Here is a 25736-nt window from a genome sequence, read left to right on the forward strand (position 1 = left end):
GCCTGCGTCATCCCCCAGACTGCATTCGGGTCAGCAAGTCCGCAGGCAGCGGTCATGGTATCTGTATAATGCTGCTCCGGGCTATCCTCCTCTCCCTTGGTATTCAAGGCTGCATTGATTCCGCCCTCTGCCATAACAGACTGCGCCCGCTCGGAGGCAAGGGAGGACACCAGCTTTACCGTCCAGCCGTTTTTCACAGCAGTCAAAGCAGCGGAAAGCCCTGCCAGCCCTGCACCCACGATCACCAAAGTGTGTTTCATACATTGTTCCACCCGATATAATATAGAATGATCGAACCGGCAGCAAACAGCACCAGTATAGAAAGAATCAGATAGAGGTCGCCGCGCTGCTCCTTATCCCGGACGATGCCCAGCGATACCAGAAGGGGTCGGAGATTGAGCAGAAGATGCACAAATACCGAAGCAACCAGTAAAAGCTGCGTCAGCAGCCGGACCGTTGTGAACGGAAACAGAATGTATACGCCGTCCTGCACTCTGCCGAACACGCCAATATGGAAAAAGAGCATGAGCAAAATAGCAAGCCCACTGGTGCGCCTTGCCCAGAACAGAGCATTCTGCTTTCCGTAGAGTTTTCCGCCGGACCGGGAAGCCCGGAATGTCTGTGCGGTCAGCAAAAGCCCAAGGACGGTGTGCGCCGCCAGAATGCCAACGCCGATCCATGCCAGAAACTTTCCTGCCCCGGAACTGATGCCCAGCAACATAAAACTGCCCATCAGCCCATGAAGCAGACAGATGAAAAGTAGCAGAACGGAGAGAATGGTGTTCAGTTTTCGCATGAGGGGTCCTCCATTTCTTCTGCGGAGAGCAGAAGGATGTCTGCATCCGGCAATGCTGTTGCATCAAGCGTATTTTCCGAAACCAGCAGCAGTTGATACCGCCCATTGATTGCACGGGAACGCAGCATGGTTTCGCTGTACTGCTTCAACGTGACATCTGCTCCGGCAGCGGTTAGGCGTTCACAAAGAGCCGTTGCATAGCGAAGCAAGGGATAGTCTGTTTTGCAGACCGAAAGCGTCATGTGCGGCAGTCCGGCATCGAAAAGGACTTCTGTCTCACCGGAAACAAATGCTTTCAGGTCATTCCGGAAATCCGCATCAGAAAACGATTCCAGTTCAGGGTTGATGCAGAACAGATAGTTACCCTCCAGCGGTGCGGCCATTTGTGCGGCACGTTTCGCTTTCGGGGTCGCACCGGTCAGCCCATCCAGAATAGAGGGCGGTGAGTGCATAAATACGCCAAACGCGGCAAGAAATCCCAATGTCAGAACCAGCGTGATCAATTTTCGTTTCACAGATAGACCTCTTTTATTGCATGGTTGTTCAAATACAAAATCTTCTGCTCAGAACGCAGCAGTTGAATGAATACTCAACTATATTGTATGCGAAATAAGGAGGCTGTCAAGGTCTGTTAGACGACAAATCGCGGGAAGCAGATGCTAACTTTTCCTCTTGACAACGGAGGAAAAGCAGATATAATATGATTGAACGGTTGTTCAACTACAAAACAAGGAGAACGTCTGATGTCAAATTCTTTATACACCTGTAATTGCGATGTGATCCATGAGGACATCGTGAACGATGTAAAAGGCAAAATGCAGCCGAAAGACGACTACATCCAGCTTGCATCGCTTTTCAAGCTGTTCGGAGATGGCACAAGAGTGCAGATCCTTCATGCTTTGGAACAGAGCGAGATGTGTGTATGCGACCTTGCGGTTCTGCTGGGCGTCACCAAATCGGCGATCTCTCACCAGCTGAAAGCACTCCGGCTTGCCGGACTGGTCAAATTCCGCAGAGAGGCCCAGATCGTGTATTATTCGCTGGCGGATGATCATGTAAAAGAGATCATCGACAAGGGATTTGAGCATTTAAGAGGATGATCGCGTAAGCGATTATCTTTTTGCCTTTTAAGTTGAACGATTGAACAATTAAGAAAATACGGTGGAGGTCAAAATGAAAAGAGTATTCATCCTGAAAGGTCTGGATTGCCCGAATTGTTCCGCCAAGATAGAAAAAGAGGTCGGAGCATTGCCGGGAGTGGAATCCTCGGTCGTGAATTTAATGCAGCAGACACTGACCGTTCAGTCAGAAAAGTCTGCGGATGCAACATTGGCGGAACAGGTCGAAACGATCGTTCACAGCCATGAACCGGATGTTGAAGTGTCGGAAAAGACCGAACCTGCGGTGACGAAGGTCTATCTCCTGAAAGGTCTGGACTGTCCGAACTGCTCTGCAAAAATCGAGAAGGAAGTCGGTGAACTGGACGGCGTGACTTCTTCGACCGTGAATCTGATGAACCAGACGCTGACCGTTCAGGCAGGAACCTCGGTGGCTGCTTCCCTGCTGGATACCGTTACCACGATTGTTCACAGCCACGAGCCGGACGTTGAGGTGTCGGAAAAGCAGCCGGAAGCCACTGCACCTGTCAAAAAAGAAGAAAAAGCGGCGGTCTATAACGATGAGGACAAGAAGCGCACGATACGTCTTGCCGTGGGTGCTGCGGTCTATGCAATCGGTATGGCATTGACCGTGTTCGCAAAGCTGCCGACTCCAGCAGAACTGGCATTTCTGATCGTGGCGTATGTGATCCTTGGTTGGGATGTCGTGTGGCAAGCAGTGAAAAACATCACCAGAGGACAGGTATTTGACGAGCATTTCCTGATGAGTGTTTCCACAATCGGCGCATTTGCCATCGGGGAATACCCGGAAGCCGTTGCAGTCATGCTGTTCTATCAGGTCGGAGAGTTTTTCCAGTCGCTGGCGGTAAAGCGTTCCAGAAAGTCCATCTCTGACCTTATGGACATCCGTCCGGATTCGGCGACCGTCAAGCGGAATGGCGTATTGCAGGTCGTTTCTCCGGAAAGCGTTGCGGTGGGCGAGATCATCGTGGTAAAACCCGGTGAAAAAATCCCGCTGGATGGCATCGTTGTGGATGGCGAATCCATGCTGGACACCAAGGCACTGACCGGCGAATCTGTGCCGAGAAGCATCCGCAAAGGCGATGAAGCCCTGTCCGGCTGCATCAACCAGAGCGGTTTGCTGACGCTGAAAGTCACAAAGAGCTTCGGGGAATCCACAGTGTCGAAGATCATTGACCTTGTGGAGAATGCCTCCGCAAGAAAAGCTCCTACCGAGAACTTCATCACGACCTTTGCACGATACTATACGCCGGTCGTTGTTGGAATGGCGGCTGTGTTGGCGATCATTCCGCCGCTCGTCCTTGGTGGCGGCTGGTCTGAGTGGCTGCGCAGAGGTTTTGTGTTCCTGATCGTTTCCTGCCCGTGTGCATTGGTCATTTCCATTCCCCTGACCTTCTTCGGTGGTATCGGTGCTGCATCCAAGCGCGGTGTGCTGGTAAAGGGCAGCAACTATCTGGAGGCACTGAACAAAGTGAGCGTGGTGGTCTTTGATAAGACCGGCACCTTGACAAAAGGTGTTTTTGAGGTCGCAAATATCATTCCGGCAGCCGGATACCAGAAAGAGCAGGTATTGGAGTATGCTGCACAGGCAGAGAGTTATTCCAACCACCCGATTGCAAAGTCGATTCTTGCAGCTTATGGAAAGTCGATCGACCAGAAGCAGTTCTCTGGCTTTGAGGAAATCTCTGGACATGGCATCAGTGTTATGGTGCAGGGAAAGAAGGTGCTGGCTGGCAATAGTAAGCTGATGGAATCTGAAAAGATTGCCTATTCTGCTTGCGATGCAGCCGGAACAAAGGTCTATGTAGCAGCGGATGGCAGCTATGTAGGCTGTATCCTGATTGCAGATGAGGTGAAACCGGACAGCAACCGCGCAATCGCAGAGCTGAAAAAAATCGGCGTGGAAAAAACTGTTATGCTCACCGGCGATGATGAGCGAATCGGCAAGTCGGTGGCAGACGAACTTGGTCTGGATGCGTATTATGCACAGCTCTTGCCCGACCAGAAGGTCGAAAAGCTGGAAATGCTGGATAAGCAGAAACGGCAGGGCAGCAAGCTCGCCTTTGTGGGCGATGGCATCAACGATGCCCCCGTCCTTGCCCGTGCAGATGTCGGCATAGCCATGGGCGGACTGGGTTCGGATGCCGCGATCGAAGCTGCGGATGTTGTCCTGATGACAGATGAACCGTCGAAACTTGTGGAAGCCATTGATGTTGCAAAGGCCACGAAGCGAATCGTGATGCAGAACATCGTGATTGCTCTTGGCATCAAGAGCGTGTTCCTTGTTCTGGGCGCACTCGGCATGGCCGGTATGTGGGAAGCCGTGTTCGGTGATGTGGGTGTCACGATCATCGCTGTTCTGAACGCAATGCGGATTCTGAAGAAATAAGCACAAACAAAAACAGGGTGCGCCCACCCGGACGCACCCTGCAAAAATCCACACACGATAAGTAAGGCAGGGAGTTCCCCAGCGGGAACTTCCTGTTTTTCTTTGCCAGAGATATGAGCCTGTTCCGCCTGCCACGCGGCAAACTCCCGCTGACCTTCCTCACTGTTCCAGCAGGCAAGGATGGCCGGGTAGAATGCCCGTGCCAGACGTTCGATGGCTTCATCGGGATAGGGGGAAGTGTTTGTGGACTTTTTCTTTTTGTTCAAACGCACGCTCCTTTGATCGTCCCACCGCAGCAAAGCCGGACAAGAAAATCAAAGTTCCATTTTTTATCAGGCGCAAGGGCGCGGATGCTTTCCGCCCTGCACTTGCGGCTGGTGGCTCGTTGATGGCTTACAAGTGCCTGTCGTTATGCGGTCTTTTCTTCTTCAAGGGCTTCTGCAAGAGCCTTTTCCAGATAGGTTTCGATTTCAGTCAGGTAGTTAGCAGGTCGCTGCATTGCGAAGCGGAGAACCTTCTGCTTTTCCGGGTCAGTGAAATAGCTGGGATTGTTTTTGAGCGTTTTCTTCCATGAGTTTTTCATCATTTCGGTCGCACGGCTCAAAGATTTGTAAACCTTCATAAACTCGTCCGGCACATGATAGCACCGGAATTCTTCTGTTTGTGGCGTGGGCATGGGAACGGGTTCCGCTTTTTCAGGCTCAAATTCAGCGCTGGCAGATTCCAACACTTCCAATGCCTCTGGATGCAGGATTTGAGCAAGGACATCTGAACGATGCTCGACACTTGCCTGCACAAGCTTGGACATTTCTTCGTTGGTGAACTTCACTTCACCGGAAAAGACTTTCTGCTTGATGCCGGGAGAGAGGTTGTCCGCAATGTCGATGCCTCGTGTATAGTGGCTGGCACGGAGAACAGAGGCACGGCTGACACCGTTTTCTTCTGCGATTCGGTCGCAGGTTTTCTTCCCGGAGTGGTGGTTATCATCGTGAGCACCACCACTTTTCTTTGCTAAAGTGTACTGATTGCCCCGAAAGATTTTTGCAGCTTTCTTCTCGGCTTCGTACTGCTTCCCAAGCAGATAGCGTTTCTGTTCGGGACTCAGGTTTCGCCGTCCCAACTGATTCCGGCAAATCCACGCAATGGCTTCTTCGCGGTTCTCAAATCGGAGCGGCATGGTGGAGAAATAAATCTCTGGGTGCTTTTGGAGGATTGCATAACGATTGTGGCCGTCAACAAGGGTGTTGTTCCACACGATCAAAGGAGAAATCAGCTTGCCCTCTTTGAGGATGTTTTCTTCAAGCTGCTTAAATTCATCATCGGTCAGAGGAGGAATCTGGGACTGGAACTCCGGATCGATTTTCAGATTGATCATACGCACACTCCTTTATCTCTCCTGCTGCGTCTGTTCTTCCTCCCGGAAAAAGGACGCAACATTCTGCTTTGCGGTTTTCAGTTTGAGCAGTTCCTCTTTCGCTTCCTTGTACTGCTCGTAGAACTTTGCCTTTTCGGATGCCAGCTGCGCATACTCGGCTTCCAGCTTTTTCGGGCTGGGCAGCTTTGTGATGCTGTTTGCCTTGAAATAGGCTGCTGCCGCCCGGTGGGCTGTCAGCTCTGCACGGTGCTGCTCCTCAAAGGCTGCGGGTCGCTTGGCGGTCTTTAGCTGCTGTGCGACATTCTTGGTGCTGGTGTAGGCTGCGATGTGATAGCGCAGCTCATTGTTGGTTTTCATGCGACCTTCGAGGTCTTTCACCACCGCCAGCGAGTCGTGATACTTGGTTTCCAGTTCGGTGATGCGCTGGTTCAGAGCGTCCTCGTCGGTCAAGCCCTTTTCCTGCAGAAGCTTCACGGTCTGTGCCATAACTTTGAGATTGTGTTTCGTGAGCCAACGCTTATAGCCGATGCCCTTGCCCTCAGTCATCTTCGACTGGATGTCAATCAGTTTCCCGATGGTATCCTGCTTGGACTGTACCTTGGGTTTGCGTTCGGCGTTTGCCTGCAATGTGGCAAGCACTGCCGTCTTATCGAACTTGTCCCCGAGATGTTTCGCGCGGATGAACTTCGTTCTGCCAGCGGGCAGATAGCTCAGACACCCACGGCTTTCCTTGACGGCAATACCATACTGCTGCATGAGCCTGTCAGAAAAATCTTCAAAACTCGTTGTGCGGTACAACACCGAAGAAATCTGTTTCCGCAAAGTGTCCTTCACGGTTTCAAACTTCTTCTGCTGGGGCGGCTGTCCAGCTGCGGTGAGGGCTGCGTTCTCACGGTCAAGTTTCAACTGACCACGCCTACGCGCCCAATACTCAGCTTCGCTCACGCGCTCTTTCGAGCCGTTGAGCAGGTCGATCTGGTACAGTCCGGCACCCTCGCACAGCTCCATGACCTCGACACGGAGGTGCCGCATGGTCTGGGCGGTGCTGGAGTGCTTCATGCCCTCGCGCCAATCGCGGGGCTTCTGCATATAGGGCTTACGCTCCACTTCTCGTGTTCGGATGCTGCCAATCACGATGTGGACATGGATATTTCCCGAATGGTTGTGCCCATCCGGGTGAGTGCAGACGATGGCAGGATGACCGGGAAAATTTTCAGAACAAAACTTCAGGCCAAGTGCCTGTGCCTTTTCCATGGTCAAGCCGTTGTCGGCTGCATCTCTGGGGTCAAAGCTGATGATATACTGGTGGCTTTTGATATCACCATGCTGGGTGTTCTTACCATACTTGCGGTTTGCCAGCAGACAGGCCATTGCAAACGAGAAATCGCCGCACTCAAGTGTATCGAGGATGTACGATTCTCGCAGCTTCGGTCTGCCCTGTTCATCCAGAAGTTGCTTCCCGGTGAACGCATCATGCTGGTAAACGAGGTACGCTTCGATGGCGGTATAGTCCGAGTTTTTAGAGGCGATATGCTTGAGCGTTGCCATACAGTTCACCCAGAACTTTCTCGGCGTGCAGCCGAAATGCGGTCGGGTCTGCAAGTTCGTCAAGGAGTTTCGCCCGGATCTGCTCGGTGTCTGCACCGCCGGAATTGAAGTGCCTTGCAAGCTGGTTGAGGTTGGTGCCCACCTTGCTGCACTGGGCAAGCAGGGTGGAAACAGCGGTCAGGGTTTCTTCTCCGCCGCCGGCAACGATGACCGTTTTCTCGATCTTGACGTTGTGGATGGCGCGGCGGATAAAAGTGGAGAGGGAGAGATTCAGGAGTTTGCAAGTGAGTTCCAGTGACGCTTTTTCCTCCGCTGTCACACGGAACTTGATGACGTGCGTTTTGTTGTTCGGCGTGTCGTGGTGCTTGGAATTGCTAGGGGTCGGTTGAACATTCGTTTTGGTCATTGTACCTCCTGTCTGTTCGATAACTCCTCGGTGAAGTTATGTAAAGCACGACACGCCGTTCTTTCGCACCGCAAGGTGCGAATATGAGCAGGGTTTGGGGCAGGCACGCCCCAACAAGATCACTTAGAAAACTCGCAAGAGTTTGAGAAGTGAAGTCCCGGATGGACAGGAAATTTTCAAGAATTGAAAATTTGTGGCCACGGGACGGTTCTTGCCCTCTACCGCTGCGCTCAAAGATCTTCATCAACAAATGTTTCCGAATTATTAAGACGCAAAAATAAGTAGAGAGTTCCACTGCTCGTGTATGTTGATCGCCGTTTGCTCCGAACGAAGTTCCTGCCCCTGTTTTGCAGCGGCGTTGACGAAAAGTCGGTATCACGTCCGGTCGGCTCATGAAATTTTCAAGGTGCAATCTTCCCTGAAAAAGAAAAATACCGCCCACGCAGCGCAGCGATGATTTTGTCGGGTGAATCGGCGGCAAAATGAATCGGGTGTGTTGCGGGGCGGTAGCTTCTTTCGTGGATTTTTCCTTCACTGAAGTGGTGGGTCTCACGGTGATAACCAACCACTTTTGCAGAAGATTTGCAATCAATCTACAAGTTCAGTGGGATTTGTGATAGAGAATATCATGGTTCGTAGAGTACGTCAAGATGATTCCGAAGAAATTATTTATGAATGGAGACAATAGTAAGACTTCTATTATGAATATGATACACTTTACATCATGAAAGAATTTAAGCTGCACAAAGATGATTCAAGCTGATGTGCAATATGCACAATAAGTTTTCTACAGCAAAATACAGATGTGGTCATTTAGCTCTTTTACCAGACAACTTTTTTTGTAAAATAAAAAAATTTGTTGACTTGAAATTGCTTGAAATGTTATCTTGTTGGTAACAAAAGCACGGTGAAGTGCTTGCTACCACACGAAAAGGCAAAACAAAAAAGGAGAGTAAAATGATGAAAAAGCGTATTGCGGCGTTGGTCACCGCCGGTGTCCTTGCTTTGTCGATGCTTACCGGCTGCGGAAGCAAACAGGAGAGCTGGAAAGTTACCTGCCCGTGGGCACCGTCTGGTGTAGCAGCGATGGTCAGCCAAAAGGCTGCTGCCAAGTCCCCTGATTATTCTGATAATAAAATCACACTGGTTGCTGAAGCCGTCAAGGGCGATGCTGCTACTGTCAACACTTGGGTGTCCAGTACTAAGGCAAATGATAAGGAACTGGTCTTCGCCGGTGAAGGTCTGTTCGCCATTACCGAGACTCTGGATCCGGCCAAGCTGCAGTTCAGCTACGACGATTTCGAGTTCGTGGAGAACTTGTACTCCTCCGTCTTCGTCCTGTCCGCTGATTCTTCACTGAACCTCAAGAATCTGGACGATCTGGAGGCCTATGTCAAGGCAGGCAACCCCGTATCCGTGGCCGTTAACGGCGCTACCGGCTCCGAGGCTTTCCTGGCAGCGGCTCTGTTCGGCTCTATGGGTGCCGGCGACCAGCTGAAACTGACTCCGTACCAGTCCGCTGCGGAGGCTGCACAGGCTGTAGCTAAGGGTGAAACGAACTTCGCGGTCTCTCACCAGTCTCAGATTCTTGAGACCTACCAGCAGGGCGGCGTTGATGTGGTCTGTGCATTCGATGACAAGGCTATCGAAAACGGTCCCTTCGCAGGTGTTGAAGGCGTTGGCTCCAAGGGCTATCCTTTCTTCCGCAATCGTTGCTTCGTGATGGCTCGCAAGGGTACCGATGCCGCGAAGGTTGCAGAACTGAAGGAGCTGTACGACAAGATCCTCGCCGATGATGAGATGGTCGAGTGGCTGAACGACACTATGCTGCTGGAAGTCGATACCATGACCGAGGACGATGTGAAAGCTCACATTGAGAACGTCAAGAGCATCGTCGAGCAGTATAAGGACATCGTGGCAGGCTGATAAAAAGTCCTCATAGCGACAAAAAGCTGAAGCAGGGGGAAGGGGATGACCCCGTCCCCCTGCTTTTATATTTAAAAAGGAGTGGAAACAGGTGAAAAATCTGATAGAACGCATCGAAGCAAGACTGGATGACTGGGGCGCGAAGCTCGAGAAGAAGAACATCGAGTACCCTGTTGATTTGATCTGCGGCATTCTGTTTCTGGTCATTGGCATCGTGCTGCTGCTCATCATGCCGCAGCAGGTGCAGATCTCGGAAAAAGACGTTGTGAATGGCCGCGCTTTCCCGACGATGCTGATTTGGCTCATGCTGGCCATGAGCGCCCTTCTGGTGGGCCGCGAGGCATACAACATGGTGATGCACCGCCCGACCAAAACTAAAACGCTGAATCTTTTGGTGGAAACAAAAGCACTCGTCATCGTCCTCATTCTGGTGGTCACTTATCTGCTGGCAGAGGTCACGGATCTGTTTGTTGTGGGCGCTGTATTCTGCGCACTGGCATTTCTGGTCTTTTTCCGCTGCAAGAAACCCCTTTACTATGCCATCACAGTTTCAATGGCTGTGTTGATTTGGGTCGTATTCCACTTTGTGCTGAATGTTAGTTTCTGAGGAGGCAGAATATGGGTTTGTTTGACTTTATCGGCCCGGCCTCCGGGCTGCTTTTCACCCTCGAAAATATCATCTGGATAAACCTCGGCGTCTTTATTGGCTGCGTGTTCGCGGCCATCCCGGGATTAAGTGTTATCCTCTGCATCATCCTATTCCTGCCTGTCACTTATACCATGCGTGCGATTCCCGGCATGATGTTCCTGTTGGGCATTTACTGCGCAGGTGGCTATGGTGGCTCGGTATCGGCTATCCTTATCAACACGCCGGGTACGCCCCACGCGGCGGCTACTATGCTGGACGGCTATCCGCTGTCCAAAATGGGCCGCACTAAGGCGGCGTTGAAAATTGCACTTTATGCATCTACCTTTGGCGGTATCTTCTCTGCGTTGGTGCTGCTCTTCCTCGGCCCTCAGGTCGCAAAAATTTCGGCACAGCTCGGCACGGCGGAGTACTTTATGGTCTGCCTGTTCGGCATGACGATTATTGCAGGCGTTTCTGGTAAGAGCCTTGTCAAGGGCATCATCGCCGCCTGCCTTGGTTTGCTTATTTCCTGTGTGGGCGCAGACCCCATGACCAGCTATGACCGCTTTACATTTGGTATTCCCCGTCTGTATCTGGGTCTTGACCTTGCCGTTACCCTCATCGGTTTGTTCGCACTGGTGGAAATCATTGGCAAGGCAGAGCTGAAGCGGAATGAGTTGAACCTTCACGCCGGAAAAATCGGCAATGATGACGGCAAAATCACAAAAGATGAATACAAGCGGATGTTCCGACCAGTGCTGATGGGTTCTATCATCGGTTCCTGTGTTGGTATCGTACCTGGCACGGGTGCGTCGGAGGCCTCGTGGTTCTCCTACAACACTGCGAAGAACCTGTCCAAGCATCCCGAGGAATTCGGCCACGGTTCTGTGGAGGGCGTTGCGGCTGCTGAGTCTGCCAACAATGCCGTCTGTGGCGCGACCCTGATTCCCTTGCTGACGCTGGGCATCCCCGGCGACGGCTGCGTGGCCATCATGTTGTCGGCCCTGATGATAAATGGCCTGAACCCCGGTCTCTCGCTGTTCACCACCGACGGCGCTATCATGTATGCCATCATGCTGGGCCTTATCCTCGTGAACATCTTCATGTTCCTGCAGGGCAAATACCTGACTAGCCTGTTTGCAAAGGTCGTCTCCATCCCTCAGCAGATCTTGACCCCCATCATCGTGATTTTCTGTTTCGCCGGTGCTTACTCGGTGAACAGCAGCTATTTTGATTTGAGCGTTGCGCTGGTGTTCGGCGTGATGGCGTGGTTCATGCGCAAGCTGGAGCTGCCCGCTGTCCCTGTGCTGCTGGGCATGGTGCTGGGCAATATGACCGAGACGAACTTCCGCCGCGCCCTGCTCATCTCGGACGGCAGCCCCAACATCTTCTTTGGCAGCGTGTTCTGCTGGATCTTCATTGCGCTGATCGTGGTGGTTATCATCGGCATCCTGCGCGGCAAGATGAAGGAAGCAAAGAACACCAAAGCAGAACAGTAAAGGAAGGTAAAACCATGGCATATAATATCATTTTCTATTTCAGTGACCAGCAGCGCTGGGACACCTGCGGCTGCTTCGGCCAGCCACTGAATATCACGCCTAATCTGGACAAGCTGGCGGCAGAGGGTGTGAAGTTTGACAATGCCTTTTCGCCTCAGCCGGTGTGCGGCCCCTGCCGTGCTCTGTTCCAGACCGGCAAATATCCCACCGAGACCGGTTGCTTCCGCAATAATCTGATGCTGCCCTCCAACATCAAGACGCTGGGCGAGTACATGGAAAAGGATGCCGGCTACGAGACGGCCTACATCGGCAAGTGGCATCTGGCTTCGGACGGTGAGCTGGAGAAAAAGCCCACCGTTGACCACACCATCACCGCTGTTCCGCTGGAGCTGCGCGGTGGCTATACCGGTTACTGGCGTGCTGCGGATGTGCTGGAGTTCACCTCCCACGGCTACGATGGCTATGTGTTTGATGAGAACAACAACCGCATCGATTTCAAGGGCTACCGTGCCGACTGCATTAACCAGTTTGCGCTGGACTATCTTGACCAGTATGCCGGCGAAAAGCCCTTCTTCATGACCGTGTCGCAGATCGAGCCGCACCATCAGAACGACCATAATCACTACGAAGGCCCCAACGGTTCCAAGCAGCGATTCGCAGATTTTGTTCTGCCGGAAGATCTGAAGGCTCTGGGTGGAAACGCAGCGGAAGAGTACCCGGATTATCTGGGCCAGTGTGCCAGCCTTGATGAAAACCTTGGTAAGCTGGTGTCAAAGCTGAAAGAAAAAGGCCTGTATGATAATACAGTTATCCTCTATGCTTCCGACCATGGCTCTCACTTCAAGACCCGCAACCGTGACGCGCACCTGAACGGCTATGATGATTACAAGCGCTCCTGCCATGACGGTTGCCTGCATGTGCCGCTGGTCATCTGTGGCGGCCCGTTCAAGGGTGGCAAGGAGATCACCGACCTGGTCAGCACCGAAAGCATTCCCAAAACTCTGCTGGCTCTGGCAGGCGTGGATGTCGGTGATAAGATGATCGGTGAAAATCTGCTTGACGTTGTGGAAAAGAAAAACCATAATAGAGTCAATGAGGTCTATGCACAGATTTCGGAAAGCCGTTGCGGACGCTGCATCCGTACTGCAGATTATATGTATTCTGTCTATGCACCCGGCGTCAACGGCGGCGAGGCTGCGGCATCCGATGTTTATGCAGACGACTTCCTTTACGATATGCAGAAAGACCCGTGGCAGCTGAACAATGTGGTCGCGGATCCTGCATATGCTGCGGTCAAGGCGGAACTTCGTGAACGTCTGCTGAATTGGATTCAGCACGCGGAAGGCAGCCGCCCCACTATCACCGACTGAAAAGGAGCGCTTGCCCATGCTCTCGGCTGTTGAGAAAAAATCCGATCAGGTTTATCGCTGGCTTCTGGCTTATATTGACGAAAACAAATTTTCCGGGAACCAGCGTTTGCCTTCGGAAAATGCGCTCTGCCGGAAGCTGGGTGTCAGCCGAGAAACGATACGAGTGGCCATCGACCAGTTGGTAGCAGAAGGACTCGTGTACAAGCTCAAGGGAAGTGGGACTTATTTCCACCGGGAAAAAGTAATGACGCGGGATTTGAACACAGATGATGCCCTTTATAAAATCGGCCTTGTCCTGCAGGGACAGGATACAAGTGCCAATTCGGGATTAATCGAAGGGGTTCGCAGTGTTCTGACGCAGGAGCAGGTTGACCTCCATGTATTTCTGACCGATAACAAATTCTGCAACGAACGCCGCTGTCTGGAGACTGTGGTACATCAGAATTTTCACGGTTTCATCGTGGATGGTGTCAAATCGAGCATCCTCAGCCCAAATCTTGACTGCTACAAGGAGCTTTACCGACGTAAGATCCCGGTGATATTCTACAACAACTTCTATCGGAACTTGCGCTGCCCCCGCGTAACGATCAATGACATCGAATGTGCCCATCAGCTGATAGGACGCCTGATGGATGCCGGACACAGCCACATTGCAGGCATCTTCGTGTACGACAACTACCAGAGCGTAGAAAAGTTTCAAGGCATGGCGGAAGCGATGCGAAATCGTGGTTTGGAACTGAACGATGATTACATCAAGTGGTGTATTTCGGACGAAGCCCACAACGAAAGCTATGTCCGTTCCATTGAAAGATTTCTGAAGAGCATCCCTAAATGCACCGCTATCGTCTGCTGCAACTACATCATCTATCGGCTGGTCATGAAAACCCTGCAGAAAATGGGGAAGACTGTACCCGAAGATTATTCGCTGGTCTGTTTTGATTATTCCGAAGAAACTTATCGGCAGGAGGATGTTACCTGCTCCGTGGAGCAAGGCTTCGAGATGGGACGTCAGCTTGCGCTGCGGCTTATGGAGATGATTTCCACCGGCGAATGCGATGACCGGAACTACACTTATGTCATGAAGCCCATCCTCTACGATGGCCATTCCATCCGGAAGATCAAAAAGGTAAAATAAAGATTCTCCCGGAGGCAGTACTGCTCTCCGGGAGAATCTCTTTATCGGTTTTGTTGTGCCAGAAAATGTGCAGCAGTATGCAGGCGCGGAAGCACATAGGCAAAGAACTGCTTATACGCTGCGCAAAAGCGGTTGCTTCCAGAGGCATCCCAATCTCGCTTGCATCCGCCCCGACAGAGCAGCTGATAAGCACATGCTGCGCATTCCGCCGGGCGTTTGCGGCCCTGTGCCAGAAATGTCTGGCTTGTGGGAGAATCAAGCGCATCTTCAACGGTACAGTGGCTCAGATTTCCCAGCTTCCACTCATCCAGAACATAAAAGTCACAGGGATAAAGGCTTCCGTCACCTTCTACGGTAAGATAATGTCCACAGGAACCGGAAGAAGCGCAGGAGGTAGGCGGCATTCCCAGCAGGATACGCAGATAGTCCTCAAAATTGCGAACACTGATATAATTGCCTCGTTGCAGCTGCTGATACCAAGTATCAAAGACGCCGCACAGAAAACGACCATAAAGTTCCGGCGTTAGAGAATATGCCTGCCCTCCAATCGTATCAAGTGGGTCAAGACATGGGATGAATTGCAGATTGTGCTGTCCCAACTCGCAGAGGCTTTTGAAGGCTCGCTGCGGCTTTCTGGCCAGCTGTCCGGTCACAACACAGAGCAGATTCGTTTCGACCCTGTAGGCATCCAGCAGCGCAAGCGCATGAGTTACTTTATCCCATGTGCCCTGCCCAGCTGCGTCCAGCCGATAGAGATCATGGTTCTCCTGTGTGCCGTCCAGAGAGAGGCCTACGAGGAAAGAGTTGGCTTTGAAAAAGGAAGCCCACTCTTCATCCAGACAAATGCCATTGGTCTGGATGCTGTGGAACACAGAGATATTGCGCTGCATGGAACGCTCCGTTTCCAGAAAGAACCGGAAGAAATCCAACCCAGCAAGAGTCGGTTCGCCGCCCTGAAACAGAAAATGGACGCTGCCGCCTTCCTCTGTGGCTGCAAAAGCCTTTTCAACCAGTTCTCCTGCCATTTCATGGGAAAGCAGTCCCATATTTTTGCAGGCTCGGCTGTTGGAAACATCGTCATAAAAGCAGTACTGGCAACGCAGATTGCACAGGCTGGACGCTGGCTTGACGAGAAATGTATTATGTTTCATAGAGATTCCCTCCGTGCTTCGCAGTTCTTAAAACAAGGATACCGGAAAATACGGGCTTTCGCAAGCAGTAACAGTTAAAAGCTGTTTGAAATAGTAAGAAAACAAATATAGTTGTCCGAAAATCAAAAAAGGGGAAGAAAACTTGTATGGATGAAAATAAAACATACGGTACACGGTTAGCACGGCTTTGGAAGCTGTTTTTGAGTACGCTGTACATTAGCAGCTTTACCTTCGGCGGCGGCTTTGTCATCGTGACCTTTATGAAGAAAAAATTTGTAGATGAGCTGCACTGGATCGATGAACAGGAAATGCTGGATATGACAGCGTTGGCGCAGTCCTCTCCGGGCGCAATCGCGGTCAATGCTGCAATTCTGGTAGGCTGGCAGGTAGAAGGCTTGATTGGAATGATCGTGGCAGTGTTGGGCACCATCATCCCACCTATGGTCATTCTTTCAGTCATTTCTGTGTTCTACAATGCTTTTGCCACCAATCGCTATATCGCGTTGTTACTCAAGGGAATGCAGGCTGGTGTGGCGGCGGTCATTCTGGATGTTGTATTCGACCTCGGCGGAAAGGTGCTGAAGACCCGCTCATGGGTGTATATTGTCCTGATGGTCGCAGCGTTTGTCGCAAATACGGTGTTTGATGTCAATGTGGTGGTGGTCATCCTTGCCGCTGCAGTATTCGGCGTGGTGCTGGCTCTGGTCCAGTGGAAAAAAGGTGGTGCAAAATGATCTACTTACAGCTTTTTCTCAGCTTTTTGCAGGTGGGTATGTTCAGCGTAGGCGGCGGCTATGCGGCCATGCCGCTGATCCAGAGCCAAGTGGTGGAACAACATGGCTGGCTGACGATGCAGGAGTTTACTGACCTCATCACGATTGCAGAAATGACCCCTGGTCCCATTGCGGTCAACTCGGCAACTTTTGTTGGTTTGCGTATCGCGCAGGTACCCGGAGCCATCATTGCAACACTAGGTTGCATTACACCGGCGCTGTTCTTTGTTTCACTTCTATCCTACATCTATCGTAAATACAAGGATATTTCTCTGCTGCAAAGTGTTCTGGCCTGCCTGCGTCCGGTCATTGTAGCACTTATCTTTGGTGCAGGTCTTTCTATACTGTCTATGGTGGTGTTCGGAGAGAGTGCAAAGACGCTCGCCAACGTAGACTGGATCGGCATCGGCAGTTTTGCATCGGCATTTTTTGTGCTACGGAAGCTCAAGTGGAATCCCATCCTGACCATGTGCCTGTGCGGCGTGGCCGGGCTTGGACTTCACATTTTGCTCGGAATATAATCTTAAGACAATTTGTCTGTTGGAATCATGAAAATAAATCATTGGGCTTGCAATCAGGGCAAAACTGTGGTATATACATTATACGAAACATTGCTTTAATAAACGTATTACCGTTCAATGACGTATAAAATGGAGGTGCTCGCCATGACCGCCGTGATCTATGCTCGCTATTCCTCGGACAACCAGCGTGAAGAATCCATCGAGGGTCAGATTCGTGAATGCACGGCGTATGCTAAGAAAAACGGCATCACCATCGTCAAGCACTACATTGACCGTGCCATCTCTGCCAAAACGGACAACCGCCCGCAGTTCCAGCAGATGATAAAGGACAGCGACAAGAAGCTGTTTGATATCGTTCTGGTCTGGAAACTCGACCGCTTTGCCCGAAATCGCTACGACAGCGCACGGTATAAGACCCAGCTGAAGAAGAACGGTGTCAAACTTGTTTCGGCTACGGAAATCATCTCTGAAGGGCCGGAAGGCATCATTCTGGAATCGGTGCTGGAGGGCTATGCGGAATACTACTCTGCCGACCTTGCCGAGAAGGTCGTCCGTGGACAGACGGAGAACATCCTAAAAGGCCGCTGCAACGGTGGCCGTGGAACCTTTGGTTATACACTGGATTCGGAACGGAAGTTCCATATTGACCCTCTCACCTCGCCTTTTGTGCTGGAATCATTCAGAAAGTACCGGGACGGTCTTACGATGAAGGAGATCCGGGACTGGTTGAATGAAAACGGCATCAAGAACCCGGTGGGCGGTGCGTTTACTTATAACAGTGTCGAACATATGCTCAAGAATCGGCGGTACATCGGAGAACTGAAATTCCGGGATGTGGTCGTGCCGGATGCCATCCCGCCCATCATTCCGCTGGAACTGTTTGAGGATGTGCAGGAAAAGATTGCCAAAAACAAGAAAGCCCCTGCCCGAAGAAAGGCAGAGGATGATTACCTACTGACCACCAAGCTGCACTGTGGCTGCTGCGGTGCGCTGATGTTTGGCGAAAGCGGTACAAGCCGGACGGGCGAAGTCCACCGCTATTATAAATGTGCCACCGCCAAAAAGAGGAAGGGTTGCAAAAAGAAAACCGTCCGCAAACAGTGGCTGGAAGATTTGGTAGTGAAGCAGACCATGCAGCTTGTCCGGGACGATGCTGCTATGGAATCCATCATCGCCAAGGTCATGGAGCTGCAAGACCGGGAGAACACCAATCTTCCCCTCTATGAAAAGCAGCTCCGGGATGCGGAATCGGGTATCCAGAATATGCTCAATGCGATTCAGGCTGGAATCCTTACCAGTTCCACCAAGGAGCGGCTGGAGCAGCTCGAAGAAACCAAGCGTGAGCTTGAAGTCCGCATTGCGGAGGAAAAGCTGGCAAAGCCGAAAGTGACGGAAGATTTCATCCGCTTTTGGCTTCTCCGGTTTCGCAAGCTCAATATGAACCAGAAAGACCAGCGGCAGGCGTTGGTGGATACGTTCATCAATTCGATTTACCTGTACGATGATAAGGTTTTGATAACCTTCAACTATAAAGAAGGTACACAGACCGTGACTTTTGGAGAAGCGACAGAAGCTGCATCAAAGGGAAATGGTTCGGATTTGGATTGCTTTACTGCACCAAACAAGAAAGATCCGAACCTTTTCTCGAAAGAGAAGGGTTCGGATCTTTTGTTTTAGGCGGCGTGCCCCGCCGTACAACAAAAGCATCCGCAGCGCATGGCCGGGCTGTTTCAGCTCAGGCGCAGTGCGCTGCGGATGCTTATTTTTCAGGCCGCGCCCCCTCCCCCAAAGGGAGAGGTCACACTGCGCCCAGGTTTTGGTTTTCGCAAAACCTTATCAAAAGGCCGCTATGAGCTCCTCCTTCGGGGGAGCTGGCATTGCGAAGCAATGACTGAGAGGGTTTGTTTTGTTACCCCACCAGCTGCTGATAGGCATTCAGGGTCTTGTAGGCCGGGTCGGAGTTGTCGGGGGCAAAGCGGCCGCCCAGCTTCTGGTCCATCAGGCCGTGCTCCACGCACCACTGCGCCGCCTTGGCGGTGTCCGGGTCTGCAACGTCCTTGAAGGCCGGGGCTTCGGCAGGCTCAGGACGGCCTGCGGTGTTCCACAGCAGCAGGGCAGTCTGGGCACGGTTCTCCGGCATGGCCACGCCCTCCGGCAGCAGGGCTTTCAGCTGCTGCTCGGAAACATAGCTGTACACGCCGTAACCCACCAGACCGGCCACGGCTGCGCCGCCCACCAGCAGGATGGCCGCGCCGCCGCCACCACCGCCGTCGTCGCCACCGGTGGAGACACCGGCGCTCTTGGACATGGCGCGGGCAGAGACATTTTCATTGGGCATCGTAAAGGTTGCGGTCCGCTGGTACTGGCCCGTCAGGGTGTTGGAAACAGACCCATAGGGGGTGATCTCCCACCAGCCAAACTCCTCGTTCTCCGGGAACTTGGTGGTGTCTGCCGTCAGGGTCACCGTATCGCCGGGCTTCACGTTCAGCACAGCACCGGTGCTGCCGTTCACCGTGGCAACACCGTCGGTCACTGTCAGCTGGTACTTGCCCGCCTCCGGGGGAATCGTGGAGTCGCCGCCAGTGGAGCCGCCGGTAGAGCCGCCGCCAGTGGAACCACCACCAGTGGAGCCGCCGGTGCCAGTCACATTCAGTTTGAAACTTACTTCCATTATATCGCTTCTGCACTTATAAGCGTAGTACACTACGTTTGTGCCTTCATCGACTGTCAGAATGTTCCCGTTGGCTTTGCCATGCTCCCATCCTGTAACCCGGGTTACATCAAAGTTCCCGGGCAGATTTCGCAGGTCAAACGTACGGTCAGGGTTCAGGGTAACGGTGTAAACGTTTTCACCGCTGTAAATATCAGTAGAACTGAAATTGAGATTCGGGTTGTTGTCCAAATTCAGGCTGGTGAGATGGTTATCCCCAAGCCACAATTTAGTCAAGTTTTGACTGCTGCTTACGTCCAACACGGTTAGCTGGTTGTCGAAGCAGTTCAGCTCCTCCAAGGCACTCATATTGTCCAAATTCAGCTGGGTCAACTGATTATGGGCACAATTCAGTTTCTTCAGCAGTTTATTTTGGCCCAGAATCAGCGTTGTCAGCTGGTTGTTTTGGCATTCCACACTTACCAAACGGGTCTTATGTTTCACATCTGCGTCCAGCTCTGTCAACTGATTTGCGGAACAGTTGAGTGTTACCAGGAATATACTATTTTTGACATCCAGTTGCGCCAGATCGTTGTGCGAGCAATCGAGCGTCACCAAATCTTTCAGATGCGATACATCCAGCTGTTTCAATTGGTTCCCAGAGCAAATCAGATGGTAAATTTTGGGATTCTTGCTCAGGTCCAGCTGGGTCAGTTGATTCGTATTGCATATCAATTTTTCCAACTCTGGATTCTGTCTCAGGTCTAATTTCTGGATAGAATTGTTTTCGCAATTCAACTCTTTCAGGTTGGGGAACGCCTCAATGCCTTTTAAGTTGCTGATGTTCCATCCTTTGACTTCGATACTTTCGACTTTTCTTTGTTCTTCCACCGTGAGGACATCTCTGCCACTTGCTTTGTAGTTTTTGATGTACTTTCTAAAGTTAGGGTCAGGGAAATTTTTCTCATTGATGGGCAGACTGGTTTCAAAGATGAATGTAGGTTTTACTCCCTTGCCGCAATCGTATTGGTAGCTCACCTCATCCTTGCCATCTTCCACTGTCAGAATCGTGCCAGAAACAGAGCCGCCGTGCCAGTTGCTTGCCTTTCCCACGTTAAAGCCGTGCAGAGTGTTCAGGTCAAACGTTCCGTTTGTAAGGACTGCGATAGGGTGCCTGTTTCCATCAGCATTTATAGTGCTTCCGACCATATTGGAAAAGTCCACACAAGCCAGCCGGTTTTCCGAACAGCTCAGATGGCTCAAGCTGGTATTCTTCCTCAAGTCCAGCGTTGTCAGCTGATTTCCATCACACGTCAGCGATGCCAGATTCTGATTCCGGCTTACGTCCAGTTCTGTCAATTCATTATGGTGACAATCCAGCAGTGTCAGGTTAGTCTGGTTTTTGACATCCAGCTCTACCAGTTGATTTACAGAGCAATTCAACTGTTTTAGCTGGTAGCAACGGCTAACATCCAGCGCCATCAGTTCGTTGTTGGAACAATCAAATTTGACCAGTTCCTCTTCGCTCCGCATTACGATTCGCCATATTTTGTTATAGGAGCAATCTACCTCCTCAAGTTTCAGCCCATGGAGAATGCCCAGATCCATGTAGGTCAGGTTATTATGGGAGCAATTCAATATTTTCAGTCCGCTTGAAAGAATAGGATAATACTCTTTCAGTTGATTATAGGAACAATCCAGCTCCCTCAGTTTGAAATTTTTGCCAACATTAAGTGTTGTCAAGCCGATACCGTGGCAATCCAGCGTTTCGAGATCTTCAAAGAAACGGATTCCCTCAAGATTTTTGATCTTGTAATCGTCAGGGATCGTCATCTCTGTGATGCTGAGTTCCTGCGCATCGAGCTTGCCATTGTGGTTTGTGTCACATCTTTCTTTGAGAAAGCGCTGAAATTCTGCATCCTTGAATTTCAGTACAAAATCCGGCGAATCAAAAGCAATTCCTGTGCTCGCCGCAAAGGCGCTGAAGGGCTGGAAGGTGAACACCATAGCCAGTGTCAGCAGAGCACTGACCAGGCGCGTTCGTTTTGTGAATCGTTGTTTCATGGGGTGCTCCTTTCTATGGTAAAATTTATTTTTTCAGGGCCCCATTCGGGAGAAGCGTCAGCTTCTGCCGAAAAAAGGGTACCCTTTTTTCAAAAAGCGGTCATTGCCCGGCAGGGGGCAGAATGGTCATTCTGCCGTCCACCGCCGCATCCAGCATCTCGTGCTCCCGGAAATATTCCATCAGGATATCCTGGCAGGAGGTAGCCACGCTGCGGGGCTTCTGGATCTTGCAGATGGTATCGTAGGAGATGTTGAAAAAGCTCTCGATGTTTTTGAAGTGGTAGTTCTGCAGGCCCACGGTGAACAGGGCATCGTCGCCGATCTCCTTACCCACCTCCTTGCCGCAGTAGGTAAAGTAATCAAAGTCGCCCTTGGCGCGGTCGTAGCGCAGCCGCAGGGTGGAGGGCAGCTGGTAGAACTCGGTGTGGCCGGTGTAGGCCTCCTCCCGCAGCATGTAGTGGAGCATCTGGCGCAGCTGCTGGCCTGTCACCTTGAACATGAACACGCCGTCGTCGTAGGGGAAGCCCTCGATGAGGTCGCCGTAGGTGACAATGGGGCCCAGCTTTTCGGCCCGGATGCTGCCGGAGCCGATGAGCATGACATCAATGCCAAGGCTGCGGGTGAAGATATCCGCAAACAGGTTGCCCAGCTCGGTCTCCCGGGTGCGCTGGGGGTGGGTCAGCTCCCGGCGGAAGCGCCCTACGATGTGGCTGTACTTTTCGTCCACCTGGCTGGTGAAGCGGTGCAGCACCTGCTCCATGGCAGGGTTGCGGGGGCAGGTCTCGGCGCAGATGGGCACGGTGCGCCATGTGTAGGAATCGATGCAGTTGTTGTCGGTGTCCACAATGATATCAAAGCGCCCGATCTGGTCGGTGCCGGTGCCCGCCTGTGCAATGATCACGCCGTTTTCCTCCACCTCGTGTTCCAGGTAGGTGTGGCTGTGCCCGCCGATGATCAGGTCCACCCCCCAGGCCGGGTCCAGCTGGCGGGCCAGGTGGCGGTCCTCCTCAAAGCCGATGTGGGTCAGCAGCACGGTGAAGTCAATGTCGATGCTGTTGTGGGCGTTGCAGATCTTGCCCACCTCGGCGGCAGCGGCGGCGGTGTCCACAAAGGAGCCCACCAGCGATTCGGATTTGGTCTGGTTGATGACATCCTGCGTGATGATGCCGATGAAGAGGATGTTCATGCCGTCCACCCGCAGGATCTTGTAGGGGGTGAACAGCCGGGTGGGGGTGTTTTTGATGTAGAGGTTGGCGTTGATGATGGGGAACCGGGCACATTTTTCGATGAACAGCAGGTGGGCGATGCCGTAATCCACCTCGTGGTTGCCGATGGTGACGATGTCCGGGGCAAGGGCGTTCATGATTTCGATGGTGGAAAGGCCCTTGTACTCCGAATCGATGACCGAGCCCCGGAACATATCACCTGCAATGGCGTAGATGGTGTTGGGCTCCTCTGCCCTCACCTTTTCGATGTAGCCGGACAGCATGGAAACGCCGCCCACCAGTTTTTCGTCCACCTGCTCTGCCAGAAAATCTCCGTGCAGATCATTGGAGTGGAGGATGGTGATTTTTTTGGTGTGTTTCATGGTGCATTCCTCCCGGTGTGGGTCGGCGGCGGTCAGCCCATGGCCTCCTGCCGCGCAAAGTAAACGGTGCTGACCAGGCTCATGTAGCTTTCCTCGTTCTCCAGATAGAACTTCAGGGCAAGGGTGTCCTCGTCCTCCAGCGTAACGGCGTAGCGGGAGCCGTCCTCCCCGGTAAAGGTGGCGTACCACTCCTGATTGGACTGGAAGGGCACCTCCGGGGTGCCATCGTGGTAGAACAGCTCTGCCTCTTCCACGTTCAGCTCCGGGTAGGGGGTGATGTAGCTGGCGGTCAGGGGCAGCTGGTCGCCCTCGGTCTCGGTATCCGTGGGCAGGAAGCACATGGCATCGGCATCTGCCGGGTCGGTCTCAAAATAGCCCTCGTCGGTGTCGCGGGCGAACTCCAGCCAGTTACCCTCCAGCGACCACGGGTCGGCAACGGAGATCCAGTCGTCCCCTTCCGGGTAGATGGTAAAATCGCACACGCCCTCGGCTTCCACCACATGGCCGTTCTCGCCGGAAAGGAAGGGGCTGAATACCAGCTCTTCGCCGGTGCTGGGGTACAGTTCCACCTCGGTGTTGGGAACGATATCGCTGATGTTGCACAGCAGCAGGATGGGCTGACCGTCCTCACTGTAATAGAGCTGTTTCCCGCGCTGGAGCGGTTTTTCGGCATCGTCTGTCAGGCTCGTCTCGTAGACGAACAGGGTGGCCTGCGCCTCCTGCGGGAAGATGCAGTACAGGTCGCACCCGCCATCCGGTGCCACGACCCAGTGATCCTGCGGGATGTCGTAGACAAAGCCCCACAGCTCCCGCAGGTCGGTCTGGCTATCCAGCACCTGCTGCACATCGGTGGTGATCTCGTAGGAGCCGCCCAGATACAGCACACAGGCGCGGTATTCGTCCTCCCCTGCCAGAAGGCGCATGTAGGTCACGTCCTCCGGCTCCTCATATTCCTGCTTTTGGGTGTTGGAGGCGATCATGTTGTCTCCGTCCAGCCTGTTTTCGGGCTTGGAGCTGGGGGTGCTGCTGCCGTTGCCGCAGCCCGCCAGACCGATGGCCAGCGCCAGCAGGGCGGCCAGAAGTTTCAGGTTTTTCATGGGTTCTCCTTTCTCATGCCCTGCCGGGGCGCGCCTCAGGAGGCAGCGCCGGGCGTTGGGTGGTTGGAAAAATCGTCTACGCCCTCCACTGGCACAGGGCTGCCGGTGGAGGCGGAAAGCTGGGGCGACCAGTCCAGCGCGCGGCCGGTGGTGCAGTAGACCACCGCCATGATGTCGGGGGTGTCCGGGGTGCCGTTGCACAGCAGCAGCACGGGTTGACCATCCCGCCCGCAATACAGCTCCCGGCCCGTCTGGTGCGGGTACTGGTGGTCCTGCTTTTCGTAGAGGAACAGGGTGTCCCGGCTGCTGACAGCGAAGAGGCAGTACAACTCCCGCCCGCCGCCCGGCGCTGCGACCCGGTGGTCTGCCGGGATGTCCGCAACAAACTGCCACGGCTGTTCCTGCAGGCTGTCCAGCGCAGCGTCCACATCGGCGGTGCGCTCCGGGACGCTGCCCAGATAGAGCACTGCGGCAAGGCTGCCGTTCTGTTCGGCCTGCTGCCGCAGCTGCGCCACGGTCACAGCGTCCGGCCGGGAAGCGCTGTCCGAAGCTGCCGCGCCGGAGCGGATGGGGTCGCCGTCCACCGGCCCGCAGCCCGCAAGGCTCAGGGTCAGCGCCAGCGCGGCGGCAAAGAGCCGCATGGTCAGGCCCTTCATCTCAGGCCCACGGGTCGGCAGACGTGGGGATGCGGATGCCGGTCATCAGGTACTGCTCCCACAAAAACCACTGCCCGTTGCCCTTGCGGCGCAGCTTGATGGGCCGGGGGTCATCGGCACCGCCGCAGGGGATGAAGAGCTTGCAATAGCCATCCTCCACATAAGAGGTGTGGTTGCTGCCCACCAGAAGGGTGAAGGGCTGGCGGGGGGTATAGCCGTTTTCCGGCGACGCGCCCACAAAGTAGGAGAAGGGGATGTAGCTCTTGCCGTCCCGGAAGCGGTCGTTCAAAAAGGAGATGTCCTGCCCGTTCAGCGGGCGGGGGCCGCGCAGCCAGTTGAGCATCTCCTGCCCGATGGCCTTGTCGGCACCGTAGGCGCACAGCGCGCAGACGGTGAGGGCTGCGGCCTTGAAGGGGGTGTCCAGGCTGGCCTCCGGCAGCTCCTGCATCTGGGCAAGGCTTTCCGGCAGAGCCTGAAAGGTAAAGGTGACGGTCTGGTTTCCACCGGCGGTGGCAGCGGCCTGTTTCATCTTATCAAAAAGTCCCATGAAAATACTCCTTTCTGTTTCAGCTGTAAGGGTTCAGCCCCGTTTCGGGTCGTAGCGGGGCACGGTCCGTTTGCGGACCACCTTTTGGTCCAAGTCCAGACTGAGGTTTGCGAAATAGCCGTTTTCAAAATACCATGCAAGGTCCTTTGCATCCATGCCAACGCTGTTGCACAGCCACCGCAGGGGCACCTCCGGCCCGGAGTAGCTCTCCACCCGCCGGGCGATGGTTCTTGCATGGTAGCGGCGGGCCTCTCCGCGGGCAAACAGTGCCAGGGGCACAGCCCCCACCACGATCCAGAATACATAGCCTCCGATGTAGGAATAGTCCTTATCCTGCAAACTCAGGCAGAGGGTATACAGCCCGCCAAAGGAGCAGAACACGCAGAAGGCAAGCCCCGCGTTCCGCAGCCATTTGAGGACACGGGGAATCTCGCCGCGGGCTTTTTCCGAAAGATAAGGGTTCATAAGGTTCCTCCTT

The 25736-nt window shown here is 53.1% G+C and carries 23 protein-coding genes; 10 read left to right on the plus strand and 13 right to left on the minus strand.

The window, feature by feature from the left end; all coding sequences use genetic code 11:
• The 3 genes from J3352_RS09495 to J3352_RS09505 form a co-directional block, all read right to left on the minus strand.
• Positions 1-260, minus strand: a 260-nt coding sequence (locus J3352_RS09495; RefSeq protein WP_207700500.1) for an FAD-binding protein, incomplete at its 3' end; no start/stop codon positions are given.
• On the minus strand, positions 257-796 hold the full coding sequence (locus tag J3352_RS09500; protein WP_005935830.1) for a hypothetical protein: 540 nt from the start codon (positions 794-796) through the stop codon (positions 257-259). The genes J3352_RS09500 and J3352_RS09495, both read right to left, overlap by 4 nt.
• Positions 784-1311 (minus strand): hypothetical protein, encoded by a 528-nt coding sequence (locus tag J3352_RS09505; protein WP_207700501.1) that lies wholly within the window; start codon positions 1309-1311, stop codon positions 784-786. Before J3352_RS09505 ends, J3352_RS09500 begins: the two co-directional genes overlap by 13 nt.
• Before the next feature lie 228 nt (positions 1312-1539).
• Here J3352_RS09505 and J3352_RS09510 point away from each other — a divergent pair, with 228 nt between their 5' ends.
• Together J3352_RS09510 and J3352_RS09515 are read left to right on the plus strand one after the other, a co-directional pair.
• Positions 1540-1896, plus strand: a complete 357-nt coding sequence (locus J3352_RS09510; RefSeq protein ID WP_015536701.1) for a helix-turn-helix transcriptional regulator — start codon at positions 1540-1542, stop codon at positions 1894-1896.
• Between the two features lie 73 nt (positions 1897-1969).
• Entirely contained in the window at positions 1970-4324 is a 2355-nt protein-coding gene (locus J3352_RS09515) for a heavy metal translocating P-type ATPase (RefSeq protein ID WP_156068778.1), read from the plus strand.
• A 409-nt stretch (positions 4325-4733) separates the two neighbouring features.
• Here the strand turns inward: J3352_RS09515 and J3352_RS09520 are convergent, their stop codons facing one another.
• Genes J3352_RS09520 through mobC form a run of 3 tightly spaced genes read right to left on the minus strand, consistent with a single transcriptional unit; the run spans position 4734 to position 7653 of the window.
• Positions 4734-5699: a hypothetical protein gene (locus J3352_RS09520; RefSeq protein WP_156068776.1), complete on the minus strand. Its 966-nt coding sequence runs from the start codon at positions 5697-5699 to the stop codon at positions 4734-4736.
• Positions 5700-5711: 12 nt separating this feature from the next.
• A complete protein-coding gene (locus tag J3352_RS09525) occupies positions 5712-7247 on the minus strand; it encodes a relaxase/mobilization nuclease domain-containing protein (RefSeq protein ID WP_207700502.1) in 1536 nt (511 codons plus the stop codon).
• A complete protein-coding gene (gene mobC, locus J3352_RS09530) occupies positions 7219-7653 on the minus strand; it encodes a plasmid mobilization relaxosome protein MobC (RefSeq protein ID WP_156067185.1) in 435 nt (144 codons plus the stop codon). The genes J3352_RS09525 and mobC overlap by 29 nt, the downstream gene beginning before the upstream one ends.
• Before the next feature lie 960 nt (positions 7654-8613).
• Between mobC and J3352_RS09535 the strand changes: the two genes are divergently transcribed.
• From J3352_RS09535 to J3352_RS09555, 5 genes are all read left to right on the plus strand, one after another.
• Positions 8614-9579 carry a tripartite tricarboxylate transporter substrate-binding protein gene (locus J3352_RS09535; protein WP_156067246.1) on the plus strand — a complete coding sequence of 322 codons (966 nt, stop codon included), beginning with the start codon at positions 8614-8616 and terminating at the stop codon, positions 9577-9579.
• A gap of 91 nt (positions 9580-9670) precedes the next feature.
• Positions 9671-10186, plus strand: a complete 516-nt coding sequence (locus J3352_RS09540) for a tripartite tricarboxylate transporter TctB family protein (RefSeq protein WP_179859583.1) — start codon at positions 9671-9673, stop codon at positions 10184-10186.
• 11 nt (positions 10187-10197) lie between these two features.
• Positions 10198-11706, plus strand: a complete 1509-nt coding sequence (locus J3352_RS09545; protein ID WP_156067188.1) for a tripartite tricarboxylate transporter permease — start codon at positions 10198-10200, stop codon at positions 11704-11706.
• A 14-nt stretch (positions 11707-11720) separates the two neighbouring features.
• Positions 11721-13076 (plus strand): sulfatase-like hydrolase/transferase, encoded by a 1356-nt coding sequence (locus J3352_RS09550; RefSeq protein ID WP_117535515.1) that lies wholly within the window; start codon positions 11721-11723, stop codon positions 13074-13076.
• A 16-nt stretch (positions 13077-13092) separates the two neighbouring features.
• On the plus strand, positions 13093-14211 hold the full coding sequence (locus J3352_RS09555; protein WP_118529301.1) for a GntR family transcriptional regulator: 1119 nt from the start codon (positions 13093-13095) through the stop codon (positions 14209-14211).
• A gap of 41 nt (positions 14212-14252) precedes the next feature.
• Here J3352_RS09555 and J3352_RS09560 read toward each other — a convergent pair whose 3' ends face one another.
• On the minus strand, positions 14253-15362 hold the full coding sequence (locus J3352_RS09560) for an anaerobic sulfatase maturase (RefSeq protein WP_156067191.1): 1110 nt from the start codon (positions 15360-15362) through the stop codon (positions 14253-14255).
• 146 nt (positions 15363-15508) lie between these two features.
• Between J3352_RS09560 and J3352_RS09565 the strand changes: the two genes are divergently transcribed.
• The 3 genes from J3352_RS09565 to J3352_RS09575 all read left to right on the plus strand — a co-directional run bounded on the left by J3352_RS09565 (position 15509) and on the right by J3352_RS09575 (position 18333).
• A complete protein-coding gene (locus tag J3352_RS09565; RefSeq protein WP_117535512.1) occupies positions 15509-16096 on the plus strand; it encodes a chromate transporter in 588 nt (195 codons plus the stop codon).
• On the plus strand, positions 16093-16656 hold the full coding sequence (locus J3352_RS09570; protein WP_015536709.1) for a chromate transporter: 564 nt from the start codon (positions 16093-16095) through the stop codon (positions 16654-16656). The genes J3352_RS09565 and J3352_RS09570 overlap by 4 nt, the downstream gene beginning before the upstream one ends.
• Before the next feature lie 144 nt (positions 16657-16800).
• A complete protein-coding gene (locus tag J3352_RS09575; RefSeq protein WP_156067194.1) occupies positions 16801-18333 on the plus strand; it encodes a recombinase family protein in 1533 nt (510 codons plus the stop codon).
• A gap of 232 nt (positions 18334-18565) precedes the next feature.
• Here the strand turns inward: J3352_RS09575 and J3352_RS09580 are convergent, their stop codons facing one another.
• The 6 genes from J3352_RS09580 to J3352_RS09605 all read right to left on the minus strand — a co-directional run bounded on the left by J3352_RS09580 (position 18566) and on the right by J3352_RS09605 (position 25723).
• On the minus strand, positions 18566-21370 hold the full coding sequence (locus J3352_RS09580) for a leucine-rich repeat domain-containing protein (protein ID WP_005935457.1): 2805 nt from the start codon (positions 21368-21370) through the stop codon (positions 18566-18568).
• A 100-nt stretch (positions 21371-21470) separates the two neighbouring features.
• The gene (locus tag J3352_RS09585) at positions 21471-22958 is read right to left on the minus strand and encodes a bifunctional UDP-sugar hydrolase/5'-nucleotidase (RefSeq protein WP_005935454.1); all 1488 of its coding nucleotides are present in this window, start codon (positions 22956-22958) and stop codon (positions 21471-21473) included.
• Positions 22959-22990: 32 nt separating this feature from the next.
• The gene (locus J3352_RS09590) at positions 22991-24055 is read right to left on the minus strand and encodes a hypothetical protein (protein ID WP_005935452.1); all 1065 of its coding nucleotides are present in this window, start codon (positions 24053-24055) and stop codon (positions 22991-22993) included.
• Between the two features lie 35 nt (positions 24056-24090).
• On the minus strand, positions 24091-24711 hold the full coding sequence (locus J3352_RS09595; RefSeq protein ID WP_005935448.1) for a hypothetical protein: 621 nt from the start codon (positions 24709-24711) through the stop codon (positions 24091-24093).
• A 1-nt stretch (position 24712) separates the two neighbouring features.
• Positions 24713-25258: a hypothetical protein gene (locus J3352_RS09600; protein ID WP_005935445.1), complete on the minus strand. Its 546-nt coding sequence runs from the start codon at positions 25256-25258 to the stop codon at positions 24713-24715.
• A 33-nt stretch (positions 25259-25291) separates the two neighbouring features.
• On the minus strand, positions 25292-25723 hold the full coding sequence (locus J3352_RS09605) for a hypothetical protein (protein WP_097773360.1): 432 nt from the start codon (positions 25721-25723) through the stop codon (positions 25292-25294).
• Between the last annotated feature and the right edge of the window lie 13 nt (positions 25724-25736).

It is taken from the genome of Faecalibacterium sp. Marseille-Q4164, from assembly GCF_017377545.1.
GTDB classification, from domain to species: domain Bacteria; phylum Bacillota; class Clostridia; order Oscillospirales; family Ruminococcaceae; genus Faecalibacterium; species Faecalibacterium duncaniae.

What these genes read in the sequence shown, in the direction of transcription:
- J3352_RS09500 (WP_005935830.1), bottom strand. Translation starts at nt 796, where the DNA reads ATGCGAAAACTGAACACCATTCTCTCCGTTCTGCTACTTTTCATCTGT.
- J3352_RS09510 (WP_015536701.1), top strand. Translation starts at nt 1,540, where the DNA reads ATGTCAAATTCTTTATACACCTGTAATTGCGATGTGATCCATGAGGAC.
- J3352_RS09515 (WP_156068778.1), top strand. Translation starts at nt 1,970, where the DNA reads ATGAAAAGAGTATTCATCCTGAAAGGTCTGGATTGCCCGAATTGTTCC.
- J3352_RS09520 (WP_156068776.1), bottom strand. Translation starts at nt 5,699, where the DNA reads ATGATCAATCTGAAAATCGATCCGGAGTTCCAGTCCCAGATTCCTCCT.
- J3352_RS09525 (WP_207700502.1), bottom strand. Translation starts at nt 7,247, where the DNA reads ATGGCAACGCTCAAGCATATCGCCTCTAAAAACTCGGACTATACCGCC.
- mobC (WP_156067185.1), bottom strand. Translation starts at nt 7,653, where the DNA reads ATGACCAAAACGAATGTTCAACCGACCCCTAGCAATTCCAAGCACCAC.
- J3352_RS09535 (WP_156067246.1), top strand. Translation starts at nt 8,614, where the DNA reads ATGAAAAAGCGTATTGCGGCGTTGGTCACCGCCGGTGTCCTTGCTTTG.
- J3352_RS09545 (WP_156067188.1), top strand. Translation starts at nt 10,198, where the DNA reads ATGGGTTTGTTTGACTTTATCGGCCCGGCCTCCGGGCTGCTTTTCACC.
- J3352_RS09550 (WP_117535515.1), top strand. Translation starts at nt 11,721, where the DNA reads ATGGCATATAATATCATTTTCTATTTCAGTGACCAGCAGCGCTGGGAC.
- J3352_RS09555 (WP_118529301.1), top strand. Translation starts at nt 13,093, where the DNA reads ATGCTCTCGGCTGTTGAGAAAAAATCCGATCAGGTTTATCGCTGGCTT.
- J3352_RS09560 (WP_156067191.1), bottom strand. Translation starts at nt 15,362, where the DNA reads ATGAAACATAATACATTTCTCGTCAAGCCAGCGTCCAGCCTGTGCAAT.
- J3352_RS09565 (WP_117535512.1), top strand. Translation starts at nt 15,509, where the DNA reads ATGGATGAAAATAAAACATACGGTACACGGTTAGCACGGCTTTGGAAG.
- J3352_RS09570 (WP_015536709.1), top strand. Translation starts at nt 16,093, where the DNA reads ATGATCTACTTACAGCTTTTTCTCAGCTTTTTGCAGGTGGGTATGTTC.
- J3352_RS09575 (WP_156067194.1), top strand. Translation starts at nt 16,801, where the DNA reads ATGACCGCCGTGATCTATGCTCGCTATTCCTCGGACAACCAGCGTGAA.
- J3352_RS09580 (WP_005935457.1), bottom strand. Translation starts at nt 21,370, where the DNA reads ATGAAACAACGATTCACAAAACGAACGCGCCTGGTCAGTGCTCTGCTG.
- J3352_RS09585 (WP_005935454.1), bottom strand. Translation starts at nt 22,958, where the DNA reads ATGAAACACACCAAAAAAATCACCATCCTCCACTCCAATGATCTGCAC.
- J3352_RS09590 (WP_005935452.1), bottom strand. Translation starts at nt 24,055, where the DNA reads ATGAAAAACCTGAAACTTCTGGCCGCCCTGCTGGCGCTGGCCATCGGT.
- J3352_RS09595 (WP_005935448.1), bottom strand. Translation starts at nt 24,711, where the DNA reads ATGAAGGGCCTGACCATGCGGCTCTTTGCCGCCGCGCTGGCGCTGACC.
- J3352_RS09600 (WP_005935445.1), bottom strand. Translation starts at nt 25,258, where the DNA reads ATGGGACTTTTTGATAAGATGAAACAGGCCGCTGCCACCGCCGGTGGA.
- J3352_RS09605 (WP_097773360.1), bottom strand. Translation starts at nt 25,723, where the DNA reads ATGAACCCTTATCTTTCGGAAAAAGCCCGCGGCGAGATTCCCCGTGTC.